The sequence below is a fragment of the Mogibacterium pumilum genome, assembly GCF_002243385.1.
In the GTDB taxonomy this organism is placed as follows: domain Bacteria; phylum Bacillota; class Clostridia; order Peptostreptococcales; family Anaerovoracaceae; genus Mogibacterium; species Mogibacterium pumilum.
Map to the genome: position 1 here is coordinate 301,338 of NZ_CP016199.1, position 15,510 is coordinate 316,847.

12 protein-coding genes are annotated in these 15,510 nt (G+C 45.3%); all 12 read right to left on the bottom strand.

The window, feature by feature from the left end:
- Positions 1-300: 300 nt before the first annotated feature.
- Complete coding sequence (locus tag AXF17_RS01510) at positions 301-1,386, bottom strand: D-alanine--D-alanine ligase family protein (RefSeq protein ID WP_094233493.1); 1,086 nt, start codon at positions 1,384-1,386, stop codon at positions 301-303.
- A 65-nt stretch (positions 1,387-1,451) separates the two neighbouring features.
- Positions 1,452-3,395, bottom strand: coding sequence for a peptide chain release factor N(5)-glutamine methyltransferase (prmC, locus tag AXF17_RS01515; protein ID WP_094233494.1), 1,944 nt, complete (start codon positions 3,393-3,395; stop codon positions 1,452-1,454).
- A 14-nt stretch (positions 3,396-3,409) separates the two neighbouring features.
- Positions 3,410-5,167, bottom strand: a complete 1,758-nt coding sequence (gene rho / locus AXF17_RS01520) for a transcription termination factor Rho (protein WP_237049054.1) — start codon at positions 5,165-5,167, stop codon at positions 3,410-3,412.
- Positions 5,168-5,181: 14 nt separating this feature from the next.
- Positions 5,182-7,275 carry an LTA synthase family protein gene (locus tag AXF17_RS01525; RefSeq protein ID WP_094233495.1) on the bottom strand — a complete coding sequence of 698 codons (2,094 nt, stop codon included), beginning with the start codon at positions 7,273-7,275 and terminating at the stop codon, positions 5,182-5,184.
- Positions 7,276-7,281: 6 nt separating this feature from the next.
- On the bottom strand, positions 7,282-8,157 hold the full coding sequence (gene rsmA, locus AXF17_RS01530; protein WP_094233496.1) for a 16S rRNA (adenine(1518)-N(6)/adenine(1519)-N(6))-dimethyltransferase RsmA: 876 nt from the start codon (positions 8,155-8,157) through the stop codon (positions 7,282-7,284).
- A gap of 189 nt (positions 8,158-8,346) precedes the next feature.
- A complete protein-coding gene (rnmV, locus tag AXF17_RS01535; protein WP_094233497.1) occupies positions 8,347-8,928 on the bottom strand; it encodes a ribonuclease M5 in 582 nt (193 codons plus the stop codon).
- Positions 8,912-9,328: an FtsB family cell division protein gene (locus AXF17_RS01540; protein ID WP_094233498.1), complete on the bottom strand. Its 417-nt coding sequence runs from the start codon at positions 9,326-9,328 to the stop codon at positions 8,912-8,914. The genes rnmV and AXF17_RS01540 overlap by 17 nt, the downstream gene beginning before the upstream one ends.
- Before the next feature lie 21 nt (positions 9,329-9,349).
- The gene (locus AXF17_RS01545; RefSeq protein ID WP_094233499.1) at positions 9,350-11,125 is read right to left on the bottom strand and encodes a M23 family metallopeptidase; all 1,776 of its coding nucleotides are present in this window, start codon (positions 11,123-11,125) and stop codon (positions 9,350-9,352) included.
- Positions 11,098-12,456, bottom strand: a complete 1,359-nt coding sequence (locus tag AXF17_RS01550) for a DnaD domain protein (RefSeq protein WP_094233500.1) — start codon at positions 12,454-12,456, stop codon at positions 11,098-11,100. Before AXF17_RS01550 ends, AXF17_RS01545 begins: the two co-directional genes overlap by 28 nt.
- Positions 12,457-12,488: 32 nt before the next feature.
- The gene (gene dnaB / locus AXF17_RS01555; protein ID WP_094233501.1) at positions 12,489-13,850 is read right to left on the bottom strand and encodes a replicative DNA helicase; all 1,362 of its coding nucleotides are present in this window, start codon (positions 13,848-13,850) and stop codon (positions 12,489-12,491) included.
- A 2-nt stretch (positions 13,851-13,852) separates the two neighbouring features.
- Complete coding sequence (gene rplI, locus AXF17_RS01560) at positions 13,853-14,299, bottom strand: 50S ribosomal protein L9 (protein WP_094234714.1); 447 nt, start codon at positions 14,297-14,299, stop codon at positions 13,853-13,855.
- 172 nt (positions 14,300-14,471) lie between these two features.
- Positions 14,472-15,510, bottom strand: a 1,039-nt coding sequence (locus tag AXF17_RS09345; RefSeq protein ID WP_237049055.1) for a DHH family phosphoesterase, incomplete at its 5' end; no start/stop codon positions are given.

Here is a 15,510-nt window from a genome sequence, read left to right on the forward strand (position 1 = left end):
ACATAGTTCTTTCGCCACACAACCTCCAGATTTACTGTCTCGGTGATACGTTTACCTTTTGGGCTTCGGTTTGTGTAGCAACCTCACCCACCGTTTAGCCTTGTATCCGGTTTCTGTTCGTAGGCTCGATGGCTTTGCTACACCGCTTCCTTCACTTGAGCATTACTGCTTTCCGCTTGCGGTTCGCTACACTTGGCGGTAAATACCCGTGACTGGACTCTCACCAGTAAGAACTGTGCCATGCCCGGCACACTACAACAAGAGCCTAGGAGTTCACTCCTAGGCTCTTATCTACTTTAATTAATACTTCTCATCATATGTATGCTCTTCTATCGCCAGCTTAATCAAGCTGTCGAGTAGTGTCGGTTGGTCTATACCCATGGCTTCCCATAGCTTTGGATACATACTGATATTCGTGAATCCTGGCAGTGTATTAATCTCATTAAACACAACTCTGCTATCTTCAGTATAGAAGAAATCAACCCTCGATAGTCCGCGGCAGTCCATCGCCTTGAATATCTCGACAGCGTTGTTTCTAATCTCCTTCTGCTTGCTCATCGGGATATCATCGACAACTCTAGTCTGTGATTCAGGATTGTTGTACTTCGCATCATAATCGTAGAATTCTCCAGCGGATAGAATCTCACCCACGCAAGAAGCCTTTGGATTGTGATTACCGAGAACCGCTACTTCCATCTCCCTGCCGACAATCATCTCTTCGACGAGAACTTTGTCGTCATACTTAAATGCATTTTCAATAGCCTCTTCTAGCTCAGACTTCTTCTCAACCTTGGATGCGCCAACTGATGATCCTGCCGAAGATGGCTTAACGAACAGCGGCAGTTTTCCGTCATTCGTGCTGAGAGCATTCATGATTTCTCCCTCACGCTCATCTTCAAAATCCTTCTTCCTAATCACGCAGTACTTCGCCTGAGTGATGTCAGTCTCGCCCACTATAATCTTGGTAAATGACTTATCCATTCCATTAGCAGAAGCCTTTACTCCAGGACCAACGTAAGGAATTTCAGCGAGCTCAAATAGCCCCTGAACTGTTCCGTCTTCTCCGTTGTCTCCGTGGAGAACCGGGATGATGCAGTCTATACGCTTTGCGGTCGCTCTGTCCTCTTCGTCGAAAACGAGGATTCCGTGTACCGTCGGATCCGCAGGGATGCACGCCTGCTTGTTATCAGGTCTATTTTCCCAAGCACCGCTAGCGATTTCATCTGTATTGGCCTCGGTCAGATACCATCTGCCCTCTTTAGTTATTCCAATTTTGGTAATTTCATAGTGGTCAGAATCGAGTCCCTTGATGACATTTACCGCTGAGCTTCGCGATACCTCATGCTCATCGGATCTTCCTCCAAATATAACTGCAATATTCATCATTAACCTCCCATATCTGGCGAATGGCTAAGTTATCCGCACACGCTCTATACAACGGGTACCTTGCCTTAAAATATTTGCTTCTCTTCTGTCGGTTTTTTCTCGGCTATCACGACTCTATTCATTCCAGCCAAATCCTTGATAATCGCGGCCGGTTTATAGTAGTGCGTTCTCTCAAGTAGAAATGAAACAGCCTCACCCTGATCATACCCAATCTCAAGTGCGAGTACTCCGCCTTCCTTGAGGTGAGCGGAAGCGTTATTTGCAATAACCTTATACGCATCAAGACCGTCCTCACCACCATCTAGCGCAAGCCTTGGCTCGTGATCCTTCACCTCCGGATCAAGTGTATCGATGATCTCTGACTTGATGTAAGGTGGGTTGCTGACGATTAGGTCGAACTTCTCATCTCCATCAAGTGACGAGAACATGTTGCCGAGTGCAAAGCTTGTCCTGTCAAGTACATCGTTGATTTCCGCGTTCTTTCTCGCAACTTCGAGTGCCTTCTCGCTGATATCTGACAGCTTGACGTGAGCACCTGGAGCTAGACTTGCAATCGAAATTCCGATTGCACCGCTACCTGTACACATGTCGAGTATCTCCGGGCTCTCGAGTTCCATGCCGCTGATGATGCCGAGTACTTGATCTACGAGTACCTCCGTATCGAGCCTTGGGATGAGAACATTTTCATTTACACAGAACGGCAGACCCATGAATTCCTGTACCTTTGTGATGTACTGAAGCGGAACTCCCGATGCACGCTGGTCGATTCTCTCTCTATATGCTTCGACATCAGAACTATCGAGTAGCTCTGTGTCTCTCGTTATTATCTCGTTGTGTGTAAATCCGGTTACGTAGCAGAATATGTCGTCCGCATCTCCGTTTGGATTGCTGATGCCTGCTTCCTCCAGCTTCGCTCGTCCGGCACGAACTAAGTGCTTGACCATCGTTTCGTCCTCGCTATACCTCTTATCTTCGAGGTCGTCAAAAATCGAATCAAGCGCTTCCTCTTCACATGCATCATCTAGGCCGTCGCTAACATCTTCATCCTGTTTGCTGATTATACCTGGTTCGAGTTCACCAAGCACAGCCTTGAGTGATGTGATTGCAACCTCTAGCTGCTCTTCATCAGGTTCTCTAGTGGTGAGCCTCTGCATCATGAGCCCCGGCCAGCTTAGCACTTTAACTAATGCACTGTCACTTCTGCCCGCCCATCTAAGAAGCTCATAGCTGATACTTGCGATTACCGGCATCAGGAGCAGTCTCGATCCGATTCTCCATGCTAGGTTTGGCCATCCGAGAAATGAGAACAGCACAAGGCTGATAATCATTACGAACATGAGGAAGCTAGTTCCGCAGCGAGGGTGTAGCGTGTAGAACTCCTTTGCATTTGCAGGAGTTAGCTCAATCCCATTCTCAAAGCAGTGAATCGTCTCGTGCTCCGCACCGTGATACTGAAAAAGTCTCTTAACATCGTTCATCTTGGAAATTGCCAGCACGTACAGTACGAAAATCACTAGCCTCAAGATACCTTCCGCTAGGTTGAGCAGTATCGTATTCTTGGTCACATGCTTGAGCAGATTTACGCTGTAAGTCGGCATGATTACGAATACGACAATCGTGATGAGTAACGATATCGCCACAGAGATACCAATCATGACATTCCACACGGTCTTCGGGCTGAACTTTTTCTCAAGCCACCGGTCGAACTTGCTTGGATCCTCTACCTCCTCTTCAGGCATTGCAGCCTCGAGGATTTCAGATGAGCGCATCAGCGTCTTCATGCCTGAGATTAGCGATGAGAAAAAGCTCACCACACCTCTCACAAACGGAATCTTGGTCACCTTAGAAGGCGTCTTGATATCCTCTATCTCTAGTTTTATATCACCATTAGGAAGTCTGACCGCAAGCGCCTGTTTGTCCGCACCGCGCATCATTACGCCTTCCATTACCGCCTGACCGCCAATCTTGGTCGGCTTAGCATCTTTGATGAAAATCTTACTATAATCCATCTTACCTCCGACTGTTAGAAATTCAGCTCCTTGAGCATCACATCTATGAAGTCCTTGTTGCACTTGGTATGGCTCAGGTTGTCGAGCACCTTCTCCGCGACGTCAGCAGGATTTCCCGTCGCCATCTCACGTCTCATCATGTTCATCACGAGATATTCGTTATCATCTAAGAGCAGTTCTTCCTTCCTCGTGCTGGACTTCGCCAAATCGATTGCAGGGAAAATCCTGCGCTCGCTGAGCTGTCTGTCGAGATGGAGCTCCATGTTGCCCGTACCCTTGAATTCCTCATATATTACATCGTCCATTCTGCTTCCAGTATCGACGAGTGCAGTTGCGAGTATCGTTATGCTGCCGCCCTCCTCGAGATTACGTGCAGCTCCAAAAAATTTCTTTGGCGCATGCAGTGCCCCCGGATCAAGTCCGCCGGATAATGTTCTTCCCGACGACGGAGTCTCCATATTGTATGCACGTGCGAGTCTGGTGATGCTGTCCAGTAGAATCACTACATCCTTACCTTCTTCAGCTAGGCGTTTCGCCCTTTGAATTACCATCTCCGCAACCTTAACGTGGTGTGCAGGTAGCTCATCGAATGTCGAATATATTACCTCAGAGCGAGTGAGCGCCCTCTTCATGTCCGTAACCTCTTCAGGTCTCTCGTCTACGAGAAGCACGATCATCTCAATCTCTGGATATTTTTTCTCTATGCTCGCTGCAATCTGCTTGAGCAGGACCGTTTTACCCGCCTTAGGTTGAGCTACGATAAGACCTCTCTGACCCTTGCCGATAGGTGCGACCAAGTCCATGGCTCTCATAGCCAGCTTGATGCTCGTGTCTTCGAGTACGATTTTCTCATTCGGGAAAATCGGTGTCAGCCTATCAAAGTGTGGTCTTCTCCTTGCGCTAATTGGTGTTTCTCCGTTCACTTCCTTTACGTATAGGAGTGCTCCAAATCTCTCGCCTTGATTAGGGTGTCTCGAGATACAGCGAATCTTGTCTCCCGTTCTGAGCCCGAACCTCCTTATCTGAGTCTGTGATACGTAGATATCCTTCTCAGATGTTAAGAAGTTGTTGAACCTGAGGAAGCCAAATCCCGCTTCTGCGATTTCGAGGATTCCCTCGACTTCTGGACGGTCTTGTTCGCTTTCTGTTACTTCGGCTTCTTCTGGGGCTTCTGAGACTTCTTCATTCGCTTCAGTCTCAACCTCTTCAGGCTTACTTGTTTCGTTACCCGCCGTTGTAACTTCACTCGTAACAAAATCTTCGTCTGAATCCGGAGTTTCAGCAAATTCGTCATTCTGCTCGTTATCAAAAATCTCCACAGTTAACGCCTCTTCAGGCTCTCTCGACTCTTTGAGTTTTACTGTCAATTTCTTAGCTCTAGCGGCCTTAACAGGAACTGCTTTTGCCTCTGCTTCGTCCACTACGCTTATTGTTTTTTCAACTTCTCTTCCCACAACCTTTGTAGTTGCTTCCGGTTCCGCCGACTTCTCTGCCGCAGTCTTGCGAGGAAGCCTCTTGGCGTGAATCTTCGCCTTTACACCAGTAGTTGCTTCTGTGCTTGTACTCGCTTTTTCAACGGTGCTGATTATCGATTTATTGCTCGCCTTAGCTTTAGCGGTTGTGCCAGTTTTCACTTTAGTGATAGTTGTCTTGGAACCAGTCTTTGTATCTGTACCCGCTTTGGCTTTGGATGCCTTTGTGGTTTTCGTTGCTTTTGCGACCTTCTCTGTCCCTGCAGCCTTTGCAGCTGTGCTTTTCTTTTCTTTTTCCATTGTTCCTCCCGAACTTATAGTTCCTCGTTGCCGCCTATAGTTGATAAGATTGTCTCATCTTTGGAGTCAATCTGGCTCACTCGTAGTTTCTTAACATCCTGTTGATCGACCTTCTCGCTGAGTCCAAGTAGCGTCGGGCTCAGATATACTGTCTTGAGCACCTTACCGTCGAGACTGACTGTACTATGCTCTGTGAAGTTCTGTCCTTTTATGTAGTAGTTCTTGCCGATTGAGATGATGCCATCGATTTTAATCTTCTTGTAGCCCATGCTTATCTTCGTGCGTTTATACGGGTTCTTGCCGCCAAATGCATAATTCTTTCCATACAGCATATCGTAAGCGAGTGCCTTTAAATTCTTGCTGTAGTTCTTCGAATTCCTATCCGCAGTTTGCTCGTAGTCAAAGATTACTCCCTGATGTCCTAACCCTGCTCGCTCGAGTATGTTGGCAGTTACTTCGTATGAAGTAATGTCTTTATCCTGCTTCTTTAGACCCATGTTATCCCAGATTACATATCTAGTCTGATATAGGTCGCCCGTGCCGTAGTCTGCTTCCTTGATATCAAGCGCCGGGATGTGGTCTCCATAGATGAGCACGATTGTTGGCTCCCCGGAATCTTCGATTTTCTGTAGCAGATCTCCTGTAAATTCATCCATCTCGTGGAGCTCATTTACGTAGTACTCGTACTTCCATCTGGTAGCTTCATCCTTTGCCTTTACCGTTGTATACGGATCCTTGAACACCTGCTCAGTCGGATATGCTCCGTGACCCTGAACAGAGATAATATGCAGCAGATCCCTGCTCTCTGACCTAGTTATTATGTTCATAATATCGTCAGTCATGACCTTATCCTTAGCCCAACCAGTGGGCGTCTTGATAATATTGTTCATGTATTCAACGGATGTGAAGTTATCAAATCCAAGTGATGCATATACCTCGTTACGATTGTAGAACAGCGCCCTATGGTTATGCATGGCATGTGTGTTATAGCCGTGACTCTTGAGTACATAGCCTAGACTCTCGAGTGACTGCTCGCGCAGCTTACCCTTGTATGGGTATTCTCCTGGTCCAAAGAACCTCGAGCTTATACCCGTAAGTACCTCAAACTCAGTATTAGCTGTACCTGCTCCGCATGCTGGAACTTTGAACCACCCTGTTGAGTAGTTCTTCATCAGCTTTGTAAAAGTTGGAGTTGGGTCATTTGAAACTTCGATGTTCTTGTAGTCCTGAGCGTACGAGAAGGACTCAAGCTGCAGAACGATTATATTAGGATACTTTTTAGAATCGTTCTTCTGTGTAATAGTTGTATTAGTTCCGTTCTTCGTATAATTCTCGAGAATCGACTGAATCTCTTTCTTCGAGTACTTGCTTGGTTTCTTTATACCCTTGTTTACAGAAGTATTTAAGAAGCAATATGCAAATCCGTAATCCCTATACGCATAGTTTAGGTTTCCGAAGAATGTGCTGAGCGCTTTAGTTTCAACTAGTCCTAGCGTACCTCCGAAGCAAGTTGCGATTACGACAACGATGATTCCGAGCTCTTTCTTGTAATTAAGGTTTGTCCACTTGTAACAGTTTAGGTAATAAAGCGCAACTATGAGGATCGCAACACCAATAATTGCAGCACCTAGCGTTATCTGCGCCTTTGAATAATACGTGGTGAGCAGCGAGAAGCCGTCCTTCGTATTTTGCAAGTCGTAAAGTGTAAATGGAGTCATTCGCTTAAGCAGGATTACGCCGTTTACAGTTCCGAGGATTCCCCAGGCAGTACATAGTATCAGGAACGCAAATCCACGCTTTCTGAACATCAGTGCTAAGCACATTGTTGAGAAGATAATCAAACAGTTGTATGAGAATATAATCGGGTGCTTGAATAAAAACAGAACGCCGTCAAACACTCCACTCGTAATTCGTGCGAAAGTTTCGATATACAAGTTCATGACTAGCGAAGCAATCGCAAGCTTCAGAATGAACTTCCTATCATGTAGCTTTCCGTCGTTTAATTTTGGCATCTTCTTGGGGAATTTTTCGCGGTACTTGCCGTGTACCTTCAGAGCACCCCCTTTTATTTTTGCTAGAACCCCTCTACAGAAATTCTTAACTTTCATATTAAGTTACTCCTCCCAAATGGAATTAGATAATTCCGCAAATTCTTCCATCGTCAGAGTTTCTGCCCTGCGCGATGGGTCTATATTAGCATTCTCAAGTGCACGCTTTATGATATCTTTGTTAACATCGTCTAGCGCTTGGAGGGAATTTAATAGAGTCTTGCGTCTCATTGAGAATCCCGCCTTTATGCACCTAAAGAAATTATTTTCATCATTGACGTGTACAGCCAGCACATCTCTCATGTTGAGCCTTAGTACTACCGAATCCACTTTGGGAACTGGATAGAATGATTCGCGTGAAACATCGCAAAGCTTGTCCACTGTGCATCTGTAGTGAACTGCATATGTAATCGCTCCCGCTAGTTTAGTTCCCGGCTCGGCTTCAATTCTATCACCGACCTCCTTCTGCATCATGACAGTAAGGCTTTCAAAGTCCGCCTCCGATTCAATCAGTTTAGTGATTATCGGAGTCGTTATATAATACGGCAGATTTCCGACTATCCTCGTTTTTGTCAGTCCGCGTTCTGCCATTATCTCGCTCACCATTGACTTTATATCAACCTTTAGAACATCCTCGTGAATAAGCTCGAAGTTGTCATGAAGCGCGAACTTGGTGCACAGGATAGGAATCAGCCTGTCATCAAGTTCAATCGCAATAACGTGGCCAGCGACTTCTACGAGCTCTGTCGTAAGTGCACCTTCTCCGGGTCCAATCTCTATGACTAGGGTCTCTTCGTCTATTTCGCTGCCCTCTACTATGTCGTATATTACGTTTTGGTCATTTAGGAAATTCTGTCCTAGGCTCTTCGCGTGTTTAAATCCATGTGGTGCGCGACTGCTACCTGCGCTGCGCTTTCCTTTGTTTTTAGCTTTGTTTCCCAATTTATTATCCTGTTGTTTCTAAGTTTTCTGGTTTTCTGATTTTATGGTTGTTGTTCAGGATTATAGAGTTTTCATCCTGCAATTTGAACTTGTTTGTCTATATTTGGCACTTGCCTTTGATTCTTGCTTTTAATATTAGTTTTAATTATGGTTCGGCTCTGGAATAGGTTGCCGATTTTATTCAAGCCTTTACTTCGCCTGTGCTTTAAGCAGCGCAGCCTCGAGTTCTTCTCTCGTTATTCCGAATCCATTGAGCTTCTTTAGAAAAGCTTTACCATTTCCGTACCCGATTCCGAGCTCCGCACCCACGCTCTCACGAAGTGCCGAGGCCTTTTGCCCGCCTACTAATTCGAGTTCACTCAGATCTTTCATAGTTATATGTCTCTGCCCGTCACTTTTTGTGATATCATGAATCTTCATCAGCGCTTCTCGGATTGCCCTTGGCGTAGCGTTCTCAACTCCTATGTCATCAGATTTAGTAGCCTCTGCTTTCGGCAAATAAGCTTGAAGCGCCTTCGGAAACTTAGCTGACAACTTGCGCCTAATCTCCTCACCAGAGAAATCCGGATCTGTAAGGATTATGATTCCCTTCTCGTTATACGCTTTCTCGATTAGCGCCCATGTCTCCCTTGTTATGCCAAATCCATGTGTCGCAATAATCAGTGCATCACATGCCTTAGAGACTGCGTTGATATCATCACGACCTTCAACTATTATCGCTTCTCTTATCTTGAGCTTTTCTCCGTTATCCGAATTACTTATCTTTTGCATTATTCTTTTCCTTCTCGTTAGGGAATACAAATAATATTTCATCCGGGTCTACGAGCCTTAACTGCTTTCGCGCCTGCTCTTCTATGTATTCTTTGCTATTTACATTTTTAAGCTCTATCTTGAGTTCCTTTCGTTGCTCAATAAGCTCTTTCTGCTTATTTCTTAGCCTTCTGTTCTCAAGTTCAAGCTTGACGATATTTCGAACTGACGCTGCGAGCAACAGCAAAACCACAGCCACAATAATCGCATTGCGCCTGTTTGCTGGTTTTGAAAAAAGCCCTTTAGTGCGGGATTTCTTCTTATTCTGTTTCTTACTAGCTCTCGGTCTAGTCTCCGAGGAAGCCTCGGTCACCCTTTCGGGTGACCTTAGCTCTCTTTTCTTACTCTTGCTTCTGCTCATTAATATCTATCGTCCCTGTTTCTAGAATATATAACTCCATGGGTCAACTGCACTTCCTCCGATATGAATCTCGAAGTGGAGATGCGCTCCCGTGCTTCGTCCGGTATTTCCTACGGCAGCAATTACCTGACCCTTGTACACCTTTTCACCTTGACTTACGTTCAGTTTGCTACAATGTCCGTAAAGTGTCTCTTGACCGTTATCATGCTTGATTATTACACAGTTTCCGTAGCCGCCAAATGTAGCCGCCTTAGTTACGGTTCCTCCGTCAGCAGCATAGATTGGTGTTCCTGTTGGGCAGGAGAAGTCAAGACCTTCATGCTTTCTTCCCCATCTGCTTCCGAACTTACCATTACTGTTGATAACGTAACTATTCTTAATTGGAACTGCATATGATCCGCTCGACGCGGTTTTAGGCTTATCGTTAATTCCGACTTTTACAATCTTCTTAACCGGCTGAGCTACAACTTCCTTATGCTTAATATTTCTCTTTACTTCTTTGCCATTTACTTTAGTTATGGTTCCACTGACAATCTGTCTTCCGTCTACACCCTCCTGTGCAACAAGCGATTCACCCTTATATAGATCCGTCGTTTCCTGCTTTTCGGTCTCGTATGGAATAGCTTCAGACATCTTACCTTTCTCAACGGTTCTAACCTCGAGTGGCGTAATCTTCTTTTCCATGTTTACAAGGTCACCCGGCTTAAGGTCGCTAACTTCCTGATTTCCGTTCTTTGTGGTCATATCCTTGATATTGACATCATATGCCTTGGCAACACTATTAACATTTTCACCACTCTTGATGATATGGCTCATATTGATAGTTCCGCCACTCAAAAGCTGCTCTGATGCCTGCTTCTTACTCTGCACGCTTGTGAGCATTACGTCTATCTGCTTAACTTCAACCTGCTTCACAAACTTGATTTGCTCCATCTTCATGCCCTTTGCAGGTTTCTTGTAGAAGGCAAGTGTTTCATTAACCAGTGAATCCGCTGTGCCTTTCGTCTCTACGACTGTGAGTAGTTTTCCATCCTGGTAAATACCGTATGCCGACACCTCGATATCCGTCATGTAGGTGAGCTTGTTCATAACTGTATCTGCGTCGTCCAAATCCTTTTCCGCTGCAGACACCTTTCTAAATGTCACGTTATTATCCGCAATGAACTTTATGCGCGCCCCGCTATTGTTCGATGACATGTGATCTCCCGCAACGTCGAGAAGTCCCACCACGCTGTCTTCTGATTTTACATAGCCGAGAACGCGTCCGTTATATGCGTACTCATAAACTGTGTAATGCTGCAGTGTTAAAAGCACACCGCACACCATGATAACGAGTGCGAAAAGCCCACTTACTATCTTGGCGCTACTTCCCTTATATCTGACACGCATGTCATGATACTCAGTCGCCAAGCTGTATCCACATCCGATAAAGAATCTGTCAGAAGCATCTTGAATTTTATCGTGCAGATAGATCGGCGCAGCTGCAGCTGTGGTTATCGCAGCTCCAACTTTGTCAAATGCAGTTGGTCCTTTTGCTGCTTTTGCCGCCTTCTTGGCAGCTCTCGCCTCGCTCTTCTTCTGCCCAATCGCTCGTGCTTTATCCTGTTTAGCCAGCTTCTTAGCTTTCTTGGCAGCCTCCGCCTTTTCTTTCTTAGCCTTTTTTGCTTGCTTACCAGCAGCTTTCTGTGCCGCCTTCTTCTCTGACTTAGACTGTGCCTTAACGTTGGCCTCGGCGCTCTCTATATTATGTAAATTCGTTTCTTTGTTCTCTACTTTTTTTGCCTGTCTTTGTTCCATCTATAAGCCTCATCTGCTCTCTCTTTAGCGCAAGAGCAGCGTCTTCCATCGTCCGTAGTTCCGTGGTCCTTGCATATTGGACACTTATACTTAACTTCTAAATAATCCTCCGGATACCCATTTATCGCTAGAAATTCCTTTTTCTGCGTGATAAGCTCCTTCTGTCTCTGAAGTAACTCGCTTCGCTTTTCTTTGCCTATATTGCCAAGCCCTGCAAGCAGCTTCTCCTTGATATCAGCTTCAATGCTTGCAAATTTCCGCATTACAGGCATATCTGTCTCAAGCTTGTGCTGCTTCTCTTTCTGATCGCGTACCGCTTTCTCTCTCAGATACTTATAGTATTCTTCCAGTACTCTCTTGCTGACATTTACACTTCCCTCTGAGTTAAATTTTTCATTTTTGTCAGAAGGTGATGCTTTTACAACGTCCGTTTTATTGCCTTGAGCATTATTCTGATTATTAGATTTATAGCTAGGCTCGATTCCCCCAACCTCACGGTACCTATTTTCAAGGACTGTATCCACATATCTTAGCGATGGCTCACGCTTGCCAGCAGTGAGTTTTACCGCCTCGATGACTTGCTCTATATTGAACCCAAACTGGTCAAACCAGCGATCCATCATCTCGCAGTCGCCGGAATTCCACTGACGGCTAAAACCTATTTCCTTGAAAATTCTGCTATAGAGGTATCTCCTCTTCGCATCTTTCTCTTGGAGAGCCTTAACGTCTGCTTCAGAGTTACAGCCTTCCTTATGCCAGTTAATCGCAACTTTATTGATGTAACGAATATCGTTGTGACCATTGTCGCTGCAGTATTTTATCGCGTAAGCATATACTTCTGGGGTCACCCCAAAGGTGCCAACGGTATCAGCGATTTTACGTGCATCGTTCGAAGGAATGCTCCTGCCACTAGCGCTCTCATAGGTGTCATAGAGGTGCTTCAAATCTAAATCTACAAGACGCGACTCCTGATCAGCATCTTCTCCACCAGAACTTCCACTTTTCTTGTTGCCATAGAATCTCGAAATCTGGCTCAGGAAAACCACCCTATACGAATCATCATCTGGCATATAGTCTCGCCTGATAACTCCAACGCTCTCCCAATAGTCCCATGCCGCATCGATTTCATCCGGAGTGATGCCGAGAACATTTGCCGTCTTATTCCTGTCCTCTACGATTCCGTGCTTTGCGCGCATAAGGCCGAGCAAATACACCTTTACATAGTCGCCGTTCGCACTCGTAAAAAACTCATTAATCATGAGGTTCTCGACTTCCGTACTAAACAAGTAGACATCTTTATTCTGTTCTGTAACAAACTCCGTGTTGTTCATGCTTCTCCTTGAAAATACTTAATCATATTTATTTATACTGTGTACTCGAGGTTCCCAAACTTTGTATACCTCGCAATCCAAGCCAGGTTAACGGTTCCTGTCGGACCGCTTCTGTGCTTGGCGATAATTACTTCACATGTGTTGCCAGATAAAGTGTCTGCCTCTTCATCTTCATTCTGATAGTAGTCGTCCCTCTTTAGGAATACTACGATATCTGCGTCCTGCTCGATTGAACCCGATTCTCTGAGGTCGGACAACATCGGCCGGTGATCCTTACGCTGCTCGGAGGCACGGGAAAGCTGCGATAATAGAATTACACAGACATCAAGTTCCTTTGCAAGAATCTTGATACTTCTGGTAATCGCACTTATTTCGTTCGTTCTGTTTTCTCCGCTATAGCCGAGTGACATCAGCTGCAGATAGTCGATAACTACGAGGTCAAGGCCGTTCTTCTCCTTGAGTCTTCGACACTTGTTCTTCATCTCGAGAATTGAAATCTGTGCCGTATCGTCTATATTGAGATTTACGCTTTCGAATTTCTCCTGAGCCGTATCGATGCTAAACCATTCATCGTCTTCGATAGTTCCGTTCTTGATGTGTTCCATATCAACTCTTGCCGACATAGCGAGCATTCTCTGGCCAAGCTGTTCTTTAGACATCTCCATGCTGAACACGAGCACTGAATGACCTGCCATTGCTGCATTTTCCGCCACATTAAGTGCAAACGCGGTCTTTCCCATACCTGGTCTAGCCGCAAGCACAACAAGGTCGGTCTTCTTGAGACCACCCAGCATTTTATCAATATCTCTAAATCCTGTTGTGATTCCAGGAAGCTGTCCCTTATTTCTCACCAGCTCGTTAATCTGAAGAATGTTGGTCTGTAAAACTTCCTGAATCGGAGAATAGTTCTTGCGCTGTGAAGCCTGAGCTATCGAAAATATCTCCTTTTCCGCTTCGTCGAGAATCTGCTCGCTATCCATGCTTCCGTCGTAAGCATTCTTGCGCATAGTGTCCGCCGATTTTATTAGCTTTCTCATCTTCGACTTATCCACAACTGTAAGTGCGTAAAACTTCGCATTAGAAGGGTTAATCGCATCCCCCGACAGTCTACTCAGATATGTCATACCACCGACTAGTTCGAGTTGATGCACTTTGTTGAGCTCTGCTCTCGTCGTCATCAGGTCGATAGTTATACTTCTTCTGAACATGCTCATGAACATCTTATAAATCTCTTGATGTTCATTGAGGTAAAAATCCTCCGGCTTCAGTATGTCTATGACATCCTGCACGGCATCGTCACTAAGCATCATCGAGCCGAGAACCGCCTTCTCCGCTTCTATGTCTTTCGGAGGCTCTAAAGCCTCCGAAAGCTGACTGTTTATTTCATTTGGCATATTTATTCCTCAGTAACCGCTACCTTAATGTTAGCTGTAATTTCGGTATATAGCTTGACATTAACTTCGTACTCGCCAATCTCCTTGATTGGCTTAAGTAGCACGATTTTCTTTTTGTCTATTTCAAGTCTAGTCTGTTCCTTGATCGCGTCAGCTATATCCATCGAAGTGATTGATCCAAACAGCTTTCCACCTTCACCAACCCTCGTCTTGAGCTTGATTACCTCTCCTTCGAGAACCTTCTTAACCTGATTAGCCTCTGCTTTATCGAGCGCAATCTGTTCCTCCCGATTGGCCTTATCTCTCTTGACCTTTGCGAGATTTGAAGGAGTAGCCTCAACCGCAAATCCACTTGGAATCAAGCGGTTTCTCGCGTAACCATCACTTACCTTAACAACGTCGCCGGCTTTGCCTGTTCCCTTAACGTCTTTCTTTAAAATAATCTGCATAATGCCCTCCTTTTCGTCTTTGCAATATCCTCTTATTGTTATTTTACTAATTTCCCCCGCGGGGATTCTTGTCATTCTTGTAAATCCTTTTTTACTATACCGACACACTTTGTGTCCTTTACAATGCTCTTCGCCTATTCGCATACCTCCGCGGATCTCTGTAAGTTCTCTATTAGTCCTGTCCGTAGACATCCGACTCTTCTCCGTTCGCACCTAGGTATTCCGGAACTAACTTCTTGAGTTCTGCAATTACTTCTTCTGGCTCCATGTCGGTTTGTGCACCGGCTGAATTCAGATGCCCTCCGCCGTTGAATCTCTCCATGATTACTTGCACGTTGACCTCTCCAAGAGATCTCGCGCTTATTACTGTCCTTCCCTTGTCGTTTTTACCTGCTGCAAAAGATGCTTTCACTCCCTTAACCATGAGTAGCTCATCCGCAACCTGTGCGTTGATAATCTGTGCATCCGTGGAGTAACCCTGAGAAATTGAAAGTGCAACACCTTCATCCATGTACTCAGCACTCGCAACAGCCTCTGCTCTCATCTGGAACGATGTAACCTCAGACTGAAAAAATCTCTTAACTTCAGTAGTATCAGCACCTACACGCCTTAACCATGCAGAAGCTTCAAACGTCCTAACACCCGTTTTAATCGAATATCTATTCGTATCTACTGTAATTCCTGCCAGCAGCGCCTCCGCTTCGAACTTATTAACAATCTTCTTGTTCGAAGTGTATTGGATTATCTCTGTCATAAGCTCACTCGCCGAAGAAGCATACGACTCAACATACGATAGTGTCGCATTATCTATCGCATCATCGGATAACCTGTGGTGATCGATAACGACGATTTTGTCGGACTTCTCAAGGAGCTCCGGACATTCAACCATGCCTGGTCTATGTGTATCTACGACGATTACGAGTGTCTTTTCTTCACAAAGTTCAATCGCTCGCTCCCTATTGACAATCTCATAGTCGTCGGTTTCCACCGCCTGCTTGTAAATTGCCTGCAGCGCCTCGTTGTACTCCTCGATTACAATCGCAACGTCCTTCTCCATAAACTTTGCAATCTTGTAAGCGCCTATTCCAGAGCCAAAGCAGTCCATGTCCGGCCATCGGTGACCCATTACGATTACATTTGAGCTCTCTCGAACCAGCTGCTTTAAAGCGTGAGCGATAATTCTCGATTTACCCTTATTGTTTTTTTCCATA

What these genes read in the sequence shown, in the direction of transcription:
- AXF17_RS01510 (WP_094233493.1), bottom strand. Translation starts at nt 1,386, where the DNA reads ATGATGAATATTGCAGTTATATTTGGAGGAAGATCCGATGAGCATGAG.
- prmC (WP_094233494.1), bottom strand. Translation starts at nt 3,395, where the DNA reads ATGGATTATAGTAAGATTTTCATCAAAGATGCTAAGCCGACCAAGATT.
- rho (WP_237049054.1), bottom strand. Translation starts at nt 5,167, where the DNA reads ATGGAAAAAGAAAAGAAAAGCACAGCTGCAAAGGCTGCAGGGACAGAG.
- AXF17_RS01525 (WP_094233495.1), bottom strand. Translation starts at nt 7,275, where the DNA reads ATGAAAGTTAAGAATTTCTGTAGAGGGGTTCTAGCAAAAATAAAAGGG.
- rnmV (WP_094233497.1), bottom strand. Translation starts at nt 8,928, where the DNA reads ATGCAAAAGATAAGTAATTCGGATAACGGAGAAAAGCTCAAGATAAGA.
- AXF17_RS01540 (WP_094233498.1), bottom strand. Translation starts at nt 9,328, where the DNA reads ATGAGCAGAAGCAAGAGTAAGAAAAGAGAGCTAAGGTCACCCGAAAGG.
- AXF17_RS01545 (WP_094233499.1), bottom strand. Translation starts at nt 11,125, where the DNA reads ATGGAACAAAGACAGGCAAAAAAAGTAGAGAACAAAGAAACGAATTTA.
- AXF17_RS01550 (WP_094233500.1), bottom strand. Translation starts at nt 12,456, where the DNA reads ATGAACAACACGGAGTTTGTTACAGAACAGAATAAAGATGTCTACTTG.
- dnaB (WP_094233501.1), bottom strand. Translation starts at nt 13,850, where the DNA reads ATGCCAAATGAAATAAACAGTCAGCTTTCGGAGGCTTTAGAGCCTCCG.
- rplI (WP_094234714.1), bottom strand. Translation starts at nt 14,299, where the DNA reads ATGCAGATTATTTTAAAGAAAGACGTTAAGGGAACAGGCAAAGCCGGC.